Annotated in this window: 15 protein-coding genes and 1 pseudogene; all 16 read left to right on the top strand. The window is 48.8% G+C overall.

Annotated elements, in window-relative coordinates; translation table 11 throughout:
• Positions 1-4: 4 nt before the first annotated feature.
• The 16 genes and pseudogenes from BN1969_RS16085 (at position 5) to BN1969_RS16020 (ending at position 15,533) form a co-directional block, all read left to right on the top strand.
• The gene (locus BN1969_RS16085; RefSeq protein WP_050625202.1) at positions 5-493 is read left to right on the top strand and encodes a PcfB family protein; all 489 of its coding nucleotides are present in this window, start codon (positions 5-7) and stop codon (positions 491-493) included.
• Entirely contained in the window at positions 490-2,262 is a 1,773-nt protein-coding gene (locus BN1969_RS16080; RefSeq protein ID WP_050625201.1) for a VirD4-like conjugal transfer protein, CD1115 family, read from the top strand. Before BN1969_RS16085 ends, BN1969_RS16080 begins: the two co-directional genes overlap by 4 nt.
• Before the next feature lie 300 nt (positions 2,263-2,562).
• Positions 2,563-2,697 (top strand): annotated as a pseudogene (locus tag BN1969_RS16075) (Maff2 family mobile element protein); the annotation flags it as partial.
• 396 nt (positions 2,698-3,093) lie between these two features.
• Entirely contained in the window at positions 3,094-3,174 is an 81-nt protein-coding gene (locus tag BN1969_RS17370; protein WP_021659611.1) for a Maff2 family mobile element protein, read from the top strand.
• Between the two features lie 69 nt (positions 3,175-3,243).
• Positions 3,244-4,110: a VirB6/TrbL-like conjugal transfer protein, CD1112 family gene (locus tag BN1969_RS16070; protein WP_050625200.1), complete on the top strand. Its 867-nt coding sequence runs from the start codon at positions 3,244-3,246 to the stop codon at positions 4,108-4,110.
• 17 nt (positions 4,111-4,127) lie between these two features.
• Positions 4,128-4,586 carry a PrgI family protein gene (locus tag BN1969_RS16065; protein ID WP_009259774.1) on the top strand — a complete coding sequence of 153 codons (459 nt, stop codon included), beginning with the start codon at positions 4,128-4,130 and terminating at the stop codon, positions 4,584-4,586.
• Complete coding sequence (locus BN1969_RS16060; RefSeq protein WP_336454722.1) at positions 4,528-6,918, top strand: VirB4-like conjugal transfer ATPase, CD1110 family; 2,391 nt, start codon at positions 4,528-4,530, stop codon at positions 6,916-6,918. The genes BN1969_RS16065 and BN1969_RS16060 overlap by 59 nt, the downstream gene beginning before the upstream one ends.
• 1 nt (position 6,919) lies before the next feature.
• Complete coding sequence (locus tag BN1969_RS16055) at positions 6,920-7,747, top strand: DNA-methyltransferase (RefSeq protein WP_050625199.1); 828 nt, start codon at positions 6,920-6,922, stop codon at positions 7,745-7,747.
• Positions 7,737-9,635 carry a C40 family peptidase gene (locus BN1969_RS16050; protein WP_050625198.1) on the top strand — a complete coding sequence of 633 codons (1,899 nt, stop codon included), beginning with the start codon at positions 7,737-7,739 and terminating at the stop codon, positions 9,633-9,635. The genes BN1969_RS16055 and BN1969_RS16050 overlap by 11 nt, the downstream gene beginning before the upstream one ends.
• Before the next feature lie 12 nt (positions 9,636-9,647).
• Entirely contained in the window at positions 9,648-9,902 is a 255-nt protein-coding gene (locus BN1969_RS16045) for a DUF4315 family protein (protein ID WP_009259778.1), read from the top strand.
• Positions 9,892-10,602 carry a DUF4366 domain-containing protein gene (locus BN1969_RS16040; protein ID WP_050625197.1) on the top strand — a complete coding sequence of 237 codons (711 nt, stop codon included), beginning with the start codon at positions 9,892-9,894 and terminating at the stop codon, positions 10,600-10,602. The genes BN1969_RS16045 and BN1969_RS16040 overlap by 11 nt, the downstream gene beginning before the upstream one ends.
• 131 nt (positions 10,603-10,733) lie before the next feature.
• Positions 10,734-11,192 (top strand): hypothetical protein, encoded by a 459-nt coding sequence (locus BN1969_RS18140; protein WP_118751858.1) that lies wholly within the window; start codon positions 10,734-10,736, stop codon positions 11,190-11,192.
• A gap of 82 nt (positions 11,193-11,274) precedes the next feature.
• Positions 11,275-13,350 (top strand): DNA topoisomerase 3, encoded by a 2,076-nt coding sequence (locus tag BN1969_RS16035; protein ID WP_050625196.1) that lies wholly within the window; start codon positions 11,275-11,277, stop codon positions 13,348-13,350.
• Complete coding sequence (locus BN1969_RS18345; protein WP_182433303.1) at positions 13,347-14,741, top strand: YodL domain-containing protein; 1,395 nt, start codon at positions 13,347-13,349, stop codon at positions 14,739-14,741. The genes BN1969_RS16035 and BN1969_RS18345 overlap by 4 nt, the downstream gene beginning before the upstream one ends.
• Position 14,742: 1 nt before the next feature.
• Complete coding sequence (locus tag BN1969_RS16025) at positions 14,743-15,321, top strand: transposon-transfer assisting family protein (RefSeq protein WP_050625195.1); 579 nt, start codon at positions 14,743-14,745, stop codon at positions 15,319-15,321.
• Positions 15,318-15,533: a transposon-transfer assisting family protein gene (locus BN1969_RS16020; RefSeq protein ID WP_050625194.1), complete on the top strand. Its 216-nt coding sequence runs from the start codon at positions 15,318-15,320 to the stop codon at positions 15,531-15,533. The genes BN1969_RS16025 and BN1969_RS16020 overlap by 4 nt, the downstream gene beginning before the upstream one ends.
• The last annotated feature ends 262 nt before the right edge of the window (positions 15,534-15,795 follow it).

The raw sequence follows: 15,795 nt of genomic DNA, 5'->3' as shown, positions 1-15,795 counted from the left end.
TCTATTGCAGGAGGAAGTAGAAAACAGGACACTGAATCTGGCGATCAGCACAACAAAGCTGAGTGGTCGGGCGCTGCTTGCGGCGTTTCGGAAATATATGCAGCATCGACGCAATGTAAAAGCAAATAAGCTGGCTGCTGAAAACGAAAAGCCTGTAGGTGAGCAGACCATTGATCAGCTGTTAGGGCAAAATCAGGGTGCCACCAATATTGAGATTGAGAAAACGGACATCAAAGGCTTTAAGAGGTTTCTGGACAAGTATGGCATTGATTATGCCATTACGAAAGATCCGTCCCAGGCGCCGCCCCGGTATCTGGTATTTTTCAAAGCCAGGGACGGAGACGCCATGACGGCTGCGTTTAAGGAATACTCTGCGTCTCTGCTGCAAAAGCAAAAGAAACCGAGTGTACTCAAGCAGCTGAACAAACTGAAGCAGTTGGTGGCTTCCATGCCCGCGAAGGTACGGCAGAAGAAACAGGAGCGTGATTTATGAGTAAGAAAGAAATCAAACGCCTGGTAATTCTGAATATCCCGTATCTGATTCTTGGATTGCTTGCTACCAATCTGGGAGAAGCATGGCGTCTGGCAGAAGGAACGGATATTTCCGCAAAATTGTTGGCGTTCTTCTCCACAGTCGGTCAGGCTTTTGCCAATCCGATGCCCAGCTTCTACCCTTCCGATTTTCTGGTCGGGCTGTTTGCCGGAGGATGTGTCCGGCTGGCAGTTTATCTGAAAGGAAAAAATGCTAAGAAGTATCGCCACAATATGGAGTACGGGTCGGCGCGATGGGGAACAGCCAAAGACATTGAACCGTTCATGGCTCCGAAGTTTGAGGACAATATTATCCTGACAAAAACGGAACGCCTGATGCTGTCGAACCGGCCTGATAATCCGAAGAATGCCCGCAATAAGAACGTCTTAATTGTAGGTGGTTCCGGTTCCGGTAAGACCAGATTCTGGATTAAGCCCAATCTCCTACAGTGTAACTCCAAAGAGTATCCGACTTCCTTTGTAGTCACCGATCCAAAGGGCCAGATTGTCTGCGAATGCGGAAATGCATTGTTAAAGCACGGGTATCGGATCAAGATTTTTAACACCATCAACTTCAAAAAGTCCATGCGGTACAATCCATTCGCCTATGTGCATAGCGAGAAGGATATTTTGAAACTGGTGACAACTTTGATGGCAAATACGAAGGGTGACGGAAAAAGCGGTGACGAGTTCTGGGAAAAATCGGAGAAGCTGCTCTATACAGCGTTGATCGCCTATATCCATTACGAGGCTCCGGTAGAAGAACAGAATTTTGCTACGCTGCTGACATTTCTGAATGCGATGGAGGTCCGGGAGGATGATGAAGAATTTCAGAATCCGGTGGATTTGATGTTTGAGGCACTGGAACGAAAGAAGCCGGATTCCTTTGCGGTTCGCCAATACCGACTCTATAAATTAGCCGCTGGCAAAACCGCAAAGTCGATCCTGATTTCCTGCGGTGCCAGATTGGCTCCATTCGACATTCAGGAATTGCGGGAAATCACTGCCTACGATGAGCTGCAGCTGGATACCCTTGGAGATCGGAAAACGGCGTTGTTCTTAATCATGAGTGATACGGACAGCACCTTCAATTTTCTAATCTCTATGGTGTACACGCAGTTGTTTAACCTGCTTTGTGAAAAAGCGGATGATGTGTATGGAGGTCGGCTCCCGGTTCATGTGCGTTGTCTGATTGACGAAGCAGCCAATATCGGGCAAATTCCCAATTTGGAGAAGCTGGTAGCAACCATCCGAAGCCGGGAAATCTCTGCCTGTCTGGTGCTGCAGGCAAAAAGCCAGCTGAAAGCCATTTACAAGGACAATGCGGATACGATTGTCGGCAATATGGATTCGCAGATTTTCCTGGGTGGCTCTGAGCCGACAACACTGAAAGAACTAAATGCCGCCCTAGGTAAGGAAACGATTGATATGTTCAACACTTCTGATACCAGAGGCAACAGCCCGTCATACGGCACAAATTATCAAAAGACCGGTCATGATCTCGCTTCCATCGATGAGCTTGCCGTATTGGACGGCGGCAAGTGCATCCTTCAGCTGCGCGGTGTCCGGCCATTTTTGTCGGATAAGTATGATCTGACCCAGCACCCAAACTACAAATACACGTCCGATTTCGATAAGCGCAACACCTTCGACATTGAGAAATTCCTGAACAGGAAAATGAAATTGAAAAAGAACGATGTCTTTACGGTCGTGGATGCTGACGCTTTGTAACGTAAGTCTGTCTGGAATGGCAGGCTTTTTATTTATGCCATGAATCCCTGATTGCGCAAAGAACAGACCGACTGCGGTAAGCAGAGTAATTTATCTGGTTCTAATGTGCGGTTCATATTCAGGCATTCTCTCCGCCTGCAAAAACAGAATGCAGAAATCACAATATCAAATTAAGAAAGGAAAGACCGAAGCCGGGAGCCGTTGGAAGGAAAAATGCCAGCGGCTTTTGCTTTCTGGCTTTGCTGTGCGGATTCCTATTACAGACAATTTCCCGATATGCTTCGGTCACAGGTATTTTGTATGGATTTCTTTAATGAAGCGATTACCGTTCTCCAGACCCTCGTTGTTGCCCTCGGCGCTGGCCTTGGTATTTGGGGCGCGATTAACCTTCTGGAGGGTTACGGCAACGACAATCCCGGTGCCAAATCTCAGGGGTAATGAATGCCCTCCACGGACAAGTAATTGCCGTGAAGCGTGTGGTGAAAGTCCACACGATGACAGACTGAATTGCTGGGAACCCCTAAAGCCATGTGTGCCACAACACAGAGATGAAACAGGCTCCAATGTGATGGCTGCGAAAGCAGAAAGAAACACATGGATCGCGCAAGGTGCGAACCTAAACGCCGGTAAGAATGGGCAATCAGCAGCGAAACCTCGAACAGAGGGACGTTCAACGACTATCCTTTGCAGGAGTAGGGTCAAGCGGCCCGAAGAGGTCTGCCCCGCAATCAGCGGGTGAAGATATAGTCTGCGCCCATGTGAAAACATGGGGTGTTCGCCTGATAAAAGGTGGAACCGCGCTGGAATCGCGCACCGGCGTGAACAAAACGGATGAAACAGCTTATGGCGGGCGGCGGTGTTGCCCTGATCGGCATCACTCTCGTTCCGCTCCTGTCCGGTCTGTTTGGTTAATCGGAAACCCTGTAAATCCTCGCTCCGTCCCGCATAATGCGGGGCGGGCAGAAAGGAGGTCGCAGCCGGATGGATTTTATCTGGGAATCGATTACCGAATGGCTGAAAGAAGTGCTGGTCGGTGGGATTATGGATCATCTGTCCGGGATGTTTGATGCAGTCAACCAGCAGGTTGGCGATGTTGCGACGCAGGTGGGAACATCCCCGGCGAATTTCTCGCCGGGGGTCTTCTCTATGATTCAGAATGTGTCGGAATCTGTCATTATCCCGATTGCAGGCATTATTCTTACGATTATCGCCTGTTACGAACTGATCCAGATGATTATCGATCACAATAACCTTGCCAATTTTGAAACCTGGATTTTCTTCAAGTGGGTTTTCAAGACCTTTGTAGCAGTTATGCTGATCACCAACTGCTTTAATATCACCATGGCGGTGTTTGATGTCTGCCAGAACGTGATTAACGGCGCAGGCGGATTGATTTCAGATACCACAGCCATTGATGGAGCGGCTTTGGAAACTCTGGAAGAAACCCTGATGGAGATGGACATTGGCCCGTTGATTGGTCTGTTCCTCCAGTCGTTCCTGCTCAATGTCACCATGTGGGCGCTGAGTATCATTATCTTCATTATCGTGTATGGCCGGATGATAGAAATTTATTTGGCCGTGAGCCTTGCGCCGATTCCATTTGCCACATTCGGAAATCGGGAGCAAAGTCAGGTGGGACAGAATTACCTGCGCTCACTTCTGGCGCTTGGTTTTCAGGGATTTCTGATTCTGATCTGTGTCGGAATTTATGCGGTACTGATTCAGGGAATCTCTTTCAGCGATGACGTGATTGCCTCAATCTGGGGCGTAGTCGGCTACACGGTACTGTTATGCTTTACCTTATTTAAGACCGGCGCTCTCGCTAAGGGAGTGTTTTCCGCTCACTAGACTAGGAGGGATTCAAATTGGCAGCTTATATCTCGGTTCCCCGTGACCTTACACGGGTGAAATCAAAAGTATTATTCAATCTGACAAAACGACAGCTTCTCTGCTTTGGAGCCGGTGCGCTGGTGGGCGTTCCGGCTTTCTTCCTGTTAAAGCAGTCCGGCAATGTGTCGCTTGCCGCCATCGGCATGATGATTATCATGCTCCCCATGTTCTTTCTGGGGATGTATGAGAAACACGGCCAGCCGCTGGAAGTCATTGCAAAGCAGTTTATTGAAGCAAAATTTATTCGCCCGAAAGTCCGTCCCTATCAGACCAACAATTACTATGCGGTGCTGATGCGGCAGGCGTGGGCAGAACAGGAGGTACAGCGTATTGTTTGCTCTGAAAAACAGAAAAAAACAGACAGAACCCAGCGGAATGGCTCTGCCGGACACTCTGACAAAGCGGGAGAAAAAGCAGATTCACTCTGTCATTGAAAAGGCGAAGCGGGATGATGGCATTCCCCGCACGGCACAGCAGTCCATCCCATTTCAGAGGATGTTCCCGGACGGCATCTGTCGGGTCAGTGACCGCTATTACACGAAAACCATTCAGTTTCAGGACATCAACTATCAGCTGGCTCAGCAGGAGGACAAAACTTCCATTTTTGAGGAATGGTGCGGCTTCCTGAATTTCTTTGACAGCTCCATCCACTTCGAGTTGTCCTTTATGAATATGGCTACTGATATGGAGAGCTTTGAACGCCGGATTCAGATTCAGCCCCGGCAGGATGGCTTCGATGATGTACGCCAGGAATACAGCCAGATGCTCCGCCAGCAGTTGGAACGTGGCAACAACGGTCTGACCAAAACCAAATATCTGACCTTCGGTATTGAAGCAGAATCCATGAAGCAGGCAAAGCCCCGACTGGAGCACGTTCAGACAGACCTGCTCAACAACTTCCGACGCCTGGGCGTTTCTGCCCGGACATTAAATGGTAAGGAACGGCTGCACCTGATGCACTCCATGTTCCACATGGGCGACCATGACAAGTTCTATTTCGACTGGAAATGGCTTCCTGCATCGGGATTATCGGTAAAGGATTTTATTGCGCCCAGCAGCTTTTCTTTCCCCGGTGGAAAGACGTTCCAGATGGGATCGTTGTATGGGGCTATGAGCTTTCTCTCCATTACTGCCTCTGACCTTAGCGACCAGCTGTTGAAAGATTTTCTGGATATGGAATCCAGCGAGATTGTAACAATGCACATCCAGTCTGTAGACCAGAACAAAGCCATTAAGACCATTAAGCGCACGATTACAGAACTGGATCGCAGCAAGATCGAGGAACAGAAGAAGGCGGTCCGTTCGGGGTATGACATCGACATCATCCCCTCCGACCTAGCTACCTACGGGAAAGACGCAAAGGCGCTTTTGAAGGAATTGCAGAGCCAGAATGAGCGAATGTTCCTGATTACTTTTCTGGTGATGAATACCGGAAAAACGCTGCAGGAGTTGGAAACCAATGTGTTCCAGGCATCCAGTATTGCACAGAAGCACAACTGTAATCTGTGCCGCCTGGATTTCCAGCAGGAACAGGGGCTTATGAGCAGTCTCCCGCTGGCACAGAACCTGATTGAGATTCAGCGTGCGCTGACCACCAGTTCCACGGCTATCTTTATCCCGTTTACCACCCAGGAGCTGTTTCAGAACAGCCCGGAGGCGCTGTATTATGGTCTGAACGCGCTTTCCAACAATCTGATTATGGTTGACCGGAAAAAATTGAAAACGCCCAACGGTCTGATTCTCGGCACACCTGGTTCCGGAAAGAGTTTTTCGGCAAAGCGTGAGATCACCAATGCTTTTCTTGCTACGGATGATGATATCATCGTGTGTGATCCTGAAAGCGAGTACACACCTCTTGTGACGCGCATGGGCGGTCAGGTCATTAAAATCAGCCCTGCCAGCACCCAGTATATCAACCCCATGGACATCAACAGCAATTATAGTGAGGAAGATAATCCCATTGCGCTGAAAGCAGATTTTATCCTGTCACTCTGCGAACTGGTCGTGGGCGGCAAGGAAGGGCTGCAGCCGGTGGAAAAGACAGTCATTGACCGCTGTGTTCACCAGATTTATCAGCCCTATTTTGAGAACCCGTTGCCGGAGAATATGCCATTGTTGGAGGATCTCTACAACACGCTTTTGGCGCAGGACGAAAAGGAAGCCCACCATGTGGCAACGGCACTGGAAATTTACGTCAAAGGTTCTCTGAACCTGTTCAATCACCGGACGAACGTGGATATTGAAAACCGGTTCGTCTGCTATGACATCAAAGAGCTTGGCAAGCAGCTGAAAAAAATTGGGATGTTGATTGTCCAGGATCAGGTTTGGGGACGGGTGACAAAGAACCGCGGACAGGGTAAAACCACTCGCTACTATATGGATGAGTTCCATCTTCTTTTGAAAGAAGAACAGACCGCTTCCTATTCCGTAGAAATCTGGAAGCGTTTTCGGAAATGGGGCGGGATTCCGACAGGAATTACGCAGAATGTCAAAGACTTGCTCTCTAGCCGCGAAGTGGAGAATATCTTTGAAAATTCTGACTTTATTATCATGCTCAACCAGGCCGCCGGTGACCGGCAGATTCTGGCGAACCAGCTGAATATCAGTCCCCACCAGCTTTCCTATGTAACCCATTCCGGCGAGGGCGAAGGTCTTCTGTTCTATGGAAACGTGATCCTGCCCTTCGTTGACCGCTTCCCGACAGATTTGGAGCTGTACAGCATCATGACATCGAAGCTGTCGGAGGTTATGGAACGGGAGGCGTGAGATGCTGTTCAAAAATGAAGATAGGATTTTCCCCAGGGACTACGAAAACAGAATTTTTTGTGAGGACTGTCTGACTTTTATGAAAAGGATTCCGGACGAGTCAGTTTCCCTGATTTTGACCGATCCCCCTTATGGTATCCATTACAGCAATCAGTTTGCAAAGATTCCGCACGCCATGCTTCCGGGTGATGATGGGATTGATTATTCTGCATTTGCCAGAGAGAGCTACCGCATTTTACGCATGAACAGCCATGCGTATTTTTTTACCCGTTTTGACTGCTATCCTTGCCATTTTCAATGCCTGAAGGAAGCTGGCTTTACCATCAAAAATTGCCTGGTGATTGAAAAAGGAACGCTTGGAGGGATTGGCGATCTGAAAGGAAGCTATGCAAGCAGCGCAGAATGGGTGATTTTCTGTCAAAAAGGGCGGAGAATTTTCAACTCAACTACGCTTCTGGAAAACCGGAATAAAGAAGGCACTATGTTTCACAAGGGACGCCAGCCCAGCAAACGGTATAAAACACGGTTTTCGGACTGCTGGTTTGGCTCAGAATACCCGAAGGCCACACACCATTCCATGTGGCAGAAAAAGAATGGAATCTTTCATCCAACGGTAAAAAACGAAGTCTGTCTGCAGTGGTTGATTCAAATATCCAGTAATCCGGATGATTTGGTATTCGATGGATTTATGGGAACGGGAAGTACAGCGTTGGCCGCGATTCAATCTGGACGAAAATTTACTGGAACGGAAATCTCAGAGGAATATTGGAAAATCGCGCAAGATCGGATTCGGGAGGTCAGAAAGGGGATGCGGTCGGATGAAGAATAGAACCACACGCCTGCGGTTTGAAGAAGAGGAACTGGCGAATAAGCCGGTTGCCCATGCGGCAAAGAAAGCGGAACGGGCTGCGGATAAGGCGGATGCCGCAAAAGCCCGGCTGCCCACAAAGAATAAACTGAAGCATGAGAAAGATAAGGCGGCTGACCGCAAGGAACAGTTGCGCTTTGGCAAAAAGGATAATTCCAAAGATGCGGATGTTTCTCAAAAGACATCTGGTCAGGCAAGTAAGAAAGCAGTACCAGATCGAAAGAAACCGGCGGGCAAAAAGGGCGGCAAGCAGAAAATTGGCACAGCAGATGTAAATGAGCATTTACGCTTCGACGATTCAGCAGTGGATGTAGTGTCTCCCGGCAGCCGTATCAGCCGCACCGCTTCCCATGCGGTAACTGGTACGCTTGCTGGCCGTGTACACCATGAAATTGCGGAAAACGAGGATGACAACGTGGGTGTACAGGCGGCGCATCAGAGCGAAGAATTTGCGGAAGGCGCTGCACAGACTGTCAGTAATGTCCGGTACGGTCATAAGTTGAAAGCATACCAGAAAGCCGCCCGGCTTGACCGGAAAGCAGACAAGGCAAATGTAGAAGCCCTTTATCAGCAGGCTGTAACGGATAAACCGGAAATTGCATCCAATCCTATTTCCCGTTGGAAGCAGCGTCAGGAAATTAAAAAGCAATATTATACAGCAAAAGCTGCTCAGGGGGCTGCTGCCGGGTCTAAGACTGCAGGCGGCGCAGCAAAAGGCACCGAAAAAACTGCTCAGGGAGCAAAAACACTGCTGGAACGGCTCAAAGAATTTGCCGTCCAGCATACCCATGCCATGATTATTATTCTGGTATTTGCTTTGCTTTTTCTGATGGTTTCCGGGGCGTTTTCCTCCTGTTCTGCCATGCTGCAGGGCGGTACTGGCTCTTTGTTGGGTACTTCCTTCACTGCTACGGATGAAGACATTACCGGAACCAATGAGGACTATAAGGCACTGGAAGCCGCACTGAAAAATGAGATCGACAATATCGAATCCACGCATCCCGGTTATGATGAATACCGGTATCAGCTGGATGAGATCAACCACAATCCTTATGAGCTGACTGCCTACCTGACGGTTCTGTTTGAGGATTATACCAGAGCGGAAGTTCAGGAAACCTTACAGGCACTGTTTGACCGGCAGTATACGCTCACACTTGAGGAAGAAGTGGAGGTGCGTACACGCACGGAGACACGCACCCATACAGTGACTGATCCGGAAACTGGAGAAACCTCGGAAGAAGAATATGAGGTTGATGTAGAATACAACTACTATATTCTCAATGTCACCCTTAGAAACAATGGGCTGGGGACGGCAATCGCTGCGTCAGGACTGACGGAGGATCAGCAGGAACGATATAACATCCTGCTGCAGACCCAGGGCAACCGTCCCTATCTGTTTGAGGATGATATTTATGCCACGCCTACCGGTCCTTATACAGACTACGATATTCCGGGAGAAGCTCTGACCGATGAAAAATTCGCCAATATGATCCACGAGGCGGAAAAGTATCTTGGATTTCCTTATGTTTGGGGCGGAAGTTCACCCAGTACCAGCTTTGACTGTTCTGGTTTTGTCTGCTGGGTAATCAACAACTGCGGCAATGGCTGGAATGTGGGCAGAACCACGGCAAACGGCCTTATGAGTTCCTGCGATATTATTCCCGCCAGTGAAGCACAGCCCGGCGATCTGATTTTCTTCCAGGGGACGTATGATACTGCCGGTGCCAGCCATGTGGGAATTTATGTGGGCGGCGGGATGATGATCCACTGCGGAAATCCGATCTCTTATGCTTCGATAGAAACAAGTTACTGGCAATCTCATTTTTATGCGTATGGACGCATTCGTTGAGGAGGTATGTGAATGAGTGCAAAATTGGATCGAATCGGCGAAGAACGGGATAAAGCTCTTCGCAGGCGGGATGAATGGGACGCCCGCTATAAAGAACTGGATAAACGGTATCGGGAACAGGAAAACACGGAGATTCATGACCTGGTTCATGCGTTTAACCTGACTCCGGAACAGTTGGGGCAGCTGCTGCGCCAGACCGCACAGTCCCTTCCCTCTCCGGAAGCAGTGAATCAGGTGGTAAAGGAGGATGCCACAGATGAAGATTAAAAAGTTTTTCGCGCTGCTTTTGGCTATGACCCTTTGTATGGGGGTATTTTCGGTAAACGCCTACGCTTATGTGGACGAAAGCGCTGCGGCAGAATCGCAGCCGGTTCAGGAAGAATCAGTACCGGAGGAAACTCCTGAGCCGGAGCCGACAGAGGAACCCATGGAAGCCTTGACGCCGGATGGCAATCTGACGATTGTGGACGATAACGGCAGTGTAGCAGGGGCTGGAAAGCAGTTTATCACATTGGTGAGCAAGAACGGCAATTATTTTTACCTGATTATTGACCGTGACGATGAAGGAGAACAAACCGTCCACTTCCTCAATCAGGTGGATGAAGCCGATCTTCTCAGCCTGATGGATGAGGATGCGGCAGCACAATATCAGGAAAGCCTAGAAGTTGAAACAGAACCGGAAACTCCTGAGACAGCTGCACCGGAACCTGAGCCGGAACCGGTAGAGGAACCAGAAGAAAAATCCACGAATATGCTTCCGATTGTTGTGCTGTTTGCGGCAGTGCTGGCCAGTGGCGGTGGATTTCTGTTTCTCCAGATGAAGAAAAAGAAGCAGGCGGAACAGACAAAGCCTGATCCGGACGCGGATTATACCGAAGACGAGGATGATGATTTTGAACTGCCGGATGAGGATGATGTGACTGACAGCGAAGAAATTGACTCTGAGTCTGGAGAAGACGATGCATAGGATTAAACCGGCGTAACCCTACTTTCCCAAACGAGGCAGCTTTCGAGTTGCCTTGAACATACAAATTGCGATATGCCGTTACGGATGATATAATAAATAAATCAGCTATAGATATTAAGGGGGCAGATTTTTTGAAGCAGTGTACAATTTGTGGGAAGCCTTTACCAAATGATTATAAAAAAGACATTTGTAAAGAATGCAAAAAGGATAAACGGCAAAAATGGTTCCGAAAAAATGGAAAGTGGATCGCTGTCAGTGCGGCAGCAATAGCCGCATACATTGCCAAAGTCCTATTGACCTCTGATACATCAGAGGAGCAGGATACATCAGATAGTACGGAAGATGATTATTCACCCGAAGTCATTAAGCATGAACCGGGCGAAAAATATTGGAATCCGAACACCAATAATTGGGAGAAAGATGGGAAGCCATACTCATATCGTGTTTCTTATAGAGATCGAAGAGATGGAGAAATACATACTCATAATTATGCTGATGTAGATAACGGATATGAGGATTATCAATACTACAATAAACAGTGGTGGGCGGCAGATACACAATGGGATCATGTGCCACCTGATGAAGAATAAGAGTTGAAGTAAACATAGGCAGTCATGTACTCCGGTACAGGCTGCTTTTTTCATGCCAAAAATCGAAAGGAGTTGATTGCTCATGCTCAAACTCGTGGTTTGTGAAAAGCCCTCAGTCGCTCAGAGTATCTCAAAAGTGCTGAGAGCAACAAAGCGTGGCGATGGCTTTCTGGAAGGCGGCGGCTATATTGTCAGCTGGTGCGTCGGCCATTTGGTAGAACTGGCGCAGCCGGAAAGCTATGAAGAACGCTATGCCAAATGGCGAAAGGAAGACTTGCCGATTCTGCCCCATTCCTGGAAATACCAGGTGACGGCGGCAACGAAAAAACAGTTCTCCATTTTAAAGAAGCTGATGTTACGCCCGGATGTGGAGAGTCTGGTCTGTGCAACTGATGCGGGGCGCGAAGGTGAATTGATCTTCCGTCTGGTCTATCATCAGTGCGGATGCAAAAAGCCCTTTGAACGCCTTTGGATTTCTTCTATGGAAGACACTGCGATCCGGGAGGGCTTTGCCAATCTGAAACCGGGGACAGAATACGATGCTTTATATGAAGCTGCCCTCTGCCGGGAGCGTGCCGACTGGATTGTCGGAATCAACGCTACCCGGCTTTTTTCCTGCCTGTATGGTGTGACCCTCAATGTAGGGCGCGTAATGACTCCCACGCTCGGCATGGTAGTACTGCGGGAAGCAGCCATCTCCGCTTTTATGCCGGAACCGTTTTATACGGTACAGATTACAGTAAATGATTTTGCTGTTTCCAGCGATCGATTTAAAGGAAAAACAGATGCAGAATCGTGCCGCAAAGCCTGTCTGGAAGCGGGAATGGCAACTGTCAGAAAGGTGGAGCGCAGGGAGAAATCGGAAAAGCCACCAGCCCTCTATGACCTGACAACACTACAGCGGGAAGCCAACCGTCTCTTCGGCTTTACGGCACAACAGACGCTGGACTATACGCAGAGCCTTTATGAAAAGAAACTGGTGACATATCCCCGCACGGACAGCCGGTATCTGACCGAGGATATGGCAGCATCGCTTCCAGGACTGGCAGAAAACAGTGCTCTGGCCTTTGGTGTACAGTCGCCCGCTGTGGTTCATGCAAGCGCAGTAATCAACGGGAAAAAAGTTACCGACCACCATGCCCTACTCCCCACAGCAAGTATGGCGAAAGCTGACCTTGCGGCTCTGCCTGCCGGTGAACAGTCTGTCCTGCGGATGATCGTAGCAAGACTTCTTGCCGCTGTAAGCGAGCCGCATCGGTATGCGGAAACTGCCGTGGAATTAAGCTGCGCCGGTACTGTCTTTTCTGCCAAAGGGAAAGAAATTCTGGATGATGGATGGAAGGCGATGGAACGTCAGCTTCTTCCGAAAGAGGAAAAAGCTGCAAAAATGCTTCCGCCATTAGTAGAGGGAGAAACACTTCCCATTGAGAAAACAGAAATAAAAGAGGGAAAAACTTCTCCGCCAAAGCATTTCACCGAAGACCTGCTCTTACAGGCAATGGAAGCAGCCAGCGCTGATGACTTTCCAGAGGATGCGGAACGGAAAGGAATTGGCACTCCTGCCACCCGTGCCGCCATCATCGAAAAACTGGTTCTGAAAGGCTTTTTGGAGCGCAAAGGCAGCGGTAAGGTAAAGACGCTGATACCCACAGAAAAAGGGAAAGCCTTAATTACCGTAACGCCAGAGCAGCTCCAGTCCCCTGCTATGACAGCAGACTGGGAGGAAAAGCTGTCGGAGGTGGAACACGGCGAATATGTGCCGGAAACTTTCATGGATGAGATTTCCGGCATGATTATGGAACTGGTCAATAACTATGAGATTGTGAAAGGAGCCAAAGTGCTTATGCCTGGTACAACTGTAATCGGAACCTGCCCTCACTGTGGGGCTGAAGTCATAGAACGTCAGAAGGGATGGTTTTGCTCCAATCGGGAATGCCGCTTCATTCTCTGGAAAGACAACGCCTACTTCAAGAAAATTGGCAAACGCCTCACTGCTCAGATGGCGGAACGTCTGGTGCGGGACGGAAGAATCCGTGTGAAAGACTGCAAAAGCCAGAAAACCGGAAAAACCTACAATGCTTCTGTTCTGCTGATCACCGAAGCAGATGGACGCCCGAAATTTCAGCTGGAATTTGAAAGCGGAGGTGGCGGGAAATGAGTGCGGAAAAGTTAGAAGCAGTTTATCTGGTAGACCGCCAGTTTTTTCTCCACCTCAAGGAAACGGAAAGCGGCTTTCAGTATGAAGCGTTCCATCGAAGCGATAAGAAAGAAAATTACTCTGGAATGCTGGCATGGGAAGATCTACTGGAGAGTCGAATTGCCTCCTCGCTGGTAGCTGCACGGGTAGCGGCCTGTGAAGAGATCGGACTGGAAAGTCAGGAAGTGGCGAAAGTATCTCTGCTATCCCTGCTTCCGTATCCCCGGTCAGAGATTCGACGCCGAAGCCTTCAGGAACCAGCCTGTCTTCCCTCCCACGACATTCGTTTTATCGACAGCCGGTACAAGGAACTATTCCGTATTCCGGACGGAGGGACAATTCAGGTGGATTACCCGGATCGGCATTATGCAGCCAAATGCTGCTACATTGACGATTACCATACCCAGGTTGGAAACAACGTCTACCATATTTGCCAGTTTGCAGAGCTTCTGGAGCGCGGCGGCGGGACCTGCCGCCCGGAACCGGAGCTTGACCGGGATACTGCCGTGTGGCAGCTGGGGAGTCAAAACTATCTGACAGTGGAACGCAGTCAATCAGGCTGGTCGTACCATTTATACGATCAGGGATTTCAGCCGGTAGCTGCCGGAGAAGTAGACGGACTGGAAACTTCGATTCTGGAAGCCCGTGATCAGGCGATGGATCAATGCAGGCTTAGCAGCCGAAATCGAGAACTGATCGATTATGACCGGGAAGAATTTCAGAGGAGGGAGTTTATGTCACAGGATAAAATTGAAAAGTGGGATGAAGTAAACGGTAATACGGGAAATAACAGCAGACTGGAAGCCTTTCTGGACAGCGCCGGGGACAACTATGCGATTTTGCAACTGCGCGACATTGAGGAAACACGCATGGAGCGCTTTTCTTCTTTGAAGATGCTGGAACGGATGGGTATGGAAGTGAATATTGACCATTATGAAGTGGTATATATCGCACCGTTACCGATTCACACGAACCGCTCCGCCTTTCTGGAAAGCGTCTTCGAGAAATTTAATCTGGCTCGCCCGGAAGATTTTAAGGGACACAGCCTTTCGGTCAGCGACATTGTTGCCATCCGTGAAAATGGCGCGGTATCCTGTTATTACTGTGATAGTGCCTGCTTTCAGGAACTTCCTGGACTTATCCCTGAGAATTATCTGAAAAATGCGGAAATGCAGCTTGAAGATGATTACGGTATGATCGACGGCGTTGTTAATAATGGCGCAAAAGATCGTAAGGAGAAAGCGACAAAGGATAAAGCTGAGAAGCCTTCTGTGGTGGAGCAGCTGAAAAACCAGCCACACTGTGAGGTCAGAAAGAAATCCACGGTCAAATACACGGAACAGGAGCGATGATATGGGGAATGACCGCTATCAAATGACATTGGAGGAAGTGCTGGGAACTATTCTTAGTGTCCGGCAGGAAGGTGTTCTTATGGGGATATCCACAAAATGCATAGTGTCAGGCTATCTGCTTTCCAATGGAACTGTTCTGTTGGAAAGCGAAAAAGACGAAAACGGCTTCTATGTGGGAGGGGACTATGTGAATGGAGAGTATCTCAAATCTCAGGAACGATATGAGCCTGTACGGAATGAAAACGGTGCCATTACCGGTTTTCGGCAGATGAGCGCTTATCTCCACCAGTTTTCCGGAGACGAACAGAAACTCATTTTTCAGTACGCCTTGAATACGAAAAGTAACTTGCTGGAAGATCTGGAGCAGATCTTAAAGATAGTGAAAAATCACCAGCTTCGGCAGCTCGTTTCCGGCACCTGTGAAAAACTTGCCAGAATCCCGGATCGGGAATGTATTCGGCTGATGGCTGATATCCGGGCTACTTATAAAGAAAGAAATCTGGAATCAATCCGTCAGAGGCAGAAGGCGGTGCAGAAAAGACCAAATACGAGAAAAAGAAAAAGGAGCTTGGAACGATGAAGACTTTTACTTCCGAAGAAATGAATTTGATGTGCCTGTATAATTCCGGCACTCGTCTAGAACTGATCGAAAATCTGACGGATATGCGGGGCTATCTGCAGGCTGACGAAACAGAGTTGCTTTCACTGACCGACTGTGTGCTGGAAAAGCTGCGACAGATGAACGATCAGGAATTTTCAGCACTGGATTTGTACCCCGATTTTATGGACTGACAAGGAGTTAAATACTGCCGGGATGGAAATCACTGTCCCGGCTCTTTTCTGCTGTAAGGAAGGAGGCCAATATGTGGAGTAAAGCAGATTTTTATTCGGCGGTTGCAAAAGAAACTCTGGAAGGACTGACAGCCAGCTGGCAGGAATGGGCGAAGTTTCTTGCCACGGCTTCCCGGCTGTATAAGTATCCGTTCATGGATCAGATGATGATTTACGCACAAAGGCCGGATGCCACCGCCTGCGCAGAATACGATTTATGGAA

Source organism: Clostridium phoceensis (genome assembly GCF_001244495.1).
Lineage (GTDB): Bacteria > Bacillota > Clostridia > Oscillospirales > Oscillospiraceae > Lawsonibacter > Lawsonibacter asaccharolyticus.
The sequence above is the reverse complement of the archived record's forward strand: the minus strand, read 5'-3'. Positions and strand labels throughout refer to the sequence as shown.

Coding starts and splice junctions, on each gene's coding strand:
- BN1969_RS16080 (WP_050625201.1), top strand. CDS start 490: ATGAGTAAGAAAGAAATCAAACGCCTGGTAATTCTGAATATCCCGTAT.
- BN1969_RS16040 (WP_050625197.1), top strand. CDS start 9,892: ATGAAGATTAAAAAGTTTTTCGCGCTGCTTTTGGCTATGACCCTTTGT.
- BN1969_RS16045 (WP_009259778.1), top strand. CDS start 9,648: ATGAGTGCAAAATTGGATCGAATCGGCGAAGAACGGGATAAAGCTCTT.
- BN1969_RS16060 (WP_336454722.1), top strand. CDS start 4,528: ATGGCTCTGCCGGACACTCTGACAAAGCGGGAGAAAAAGCAGATTCAC.
- BN1969_RS17370 (WP_021659611.1), top strand. CDS start 3,094: ATGAAACAGCTTATGGCGGGCGGCGGTGTTGCCCTGATCGGCATCACT.
- BN1969_RS16050 (WP_050625198.1), top strand. CDS start 7,737: ATGAAGAATAGAACCACACGCCTGCGGTTTGAAGAAGAGGAACTGGCG.
- BN1969_RS16035 (WP_050625196.1), top strand. CDS start 11,275: ATGCTCAAACTCGTGGTTTGTGAAAAGCCCTCAGTCGCTCAGAGTATC.
- BN1969_RS18345 (WP_182433303.1), top strand. CDS start 13,347: ATGAGTGCGGAAAAGTTAGAAGCAGTTTATCTGGTAGACCGCCAGTTT.
- BN1969_RS16070 (WP_050625200.1), top strand. CDS start 3,244: ATGGATTTTATCTGGGAATCGATTACCGAATGGCTGAAAGAAGTGCTG.
- BN1969_RS16025 (WP_050625195.1), top strand. CDS start 14,743: ATGGGGAATGACCGCTATCAAATGACATTGGAGGAAGTGCTGGGAACT.
- BN1969_RS16055 (WP_050625199.1), top strand. CDS start 6,920: ATGCTGTTCAAAAATGAAGATAGGATTTTCCCCAGGGACTACGAAAAC.
- BN1969_RS16020 (WP_050625194.1), top strand. CDS start 15,318: ATGAAGACTTTTACTTCCGAAGAAATGAATTTGATGTGCCTGTATAAT.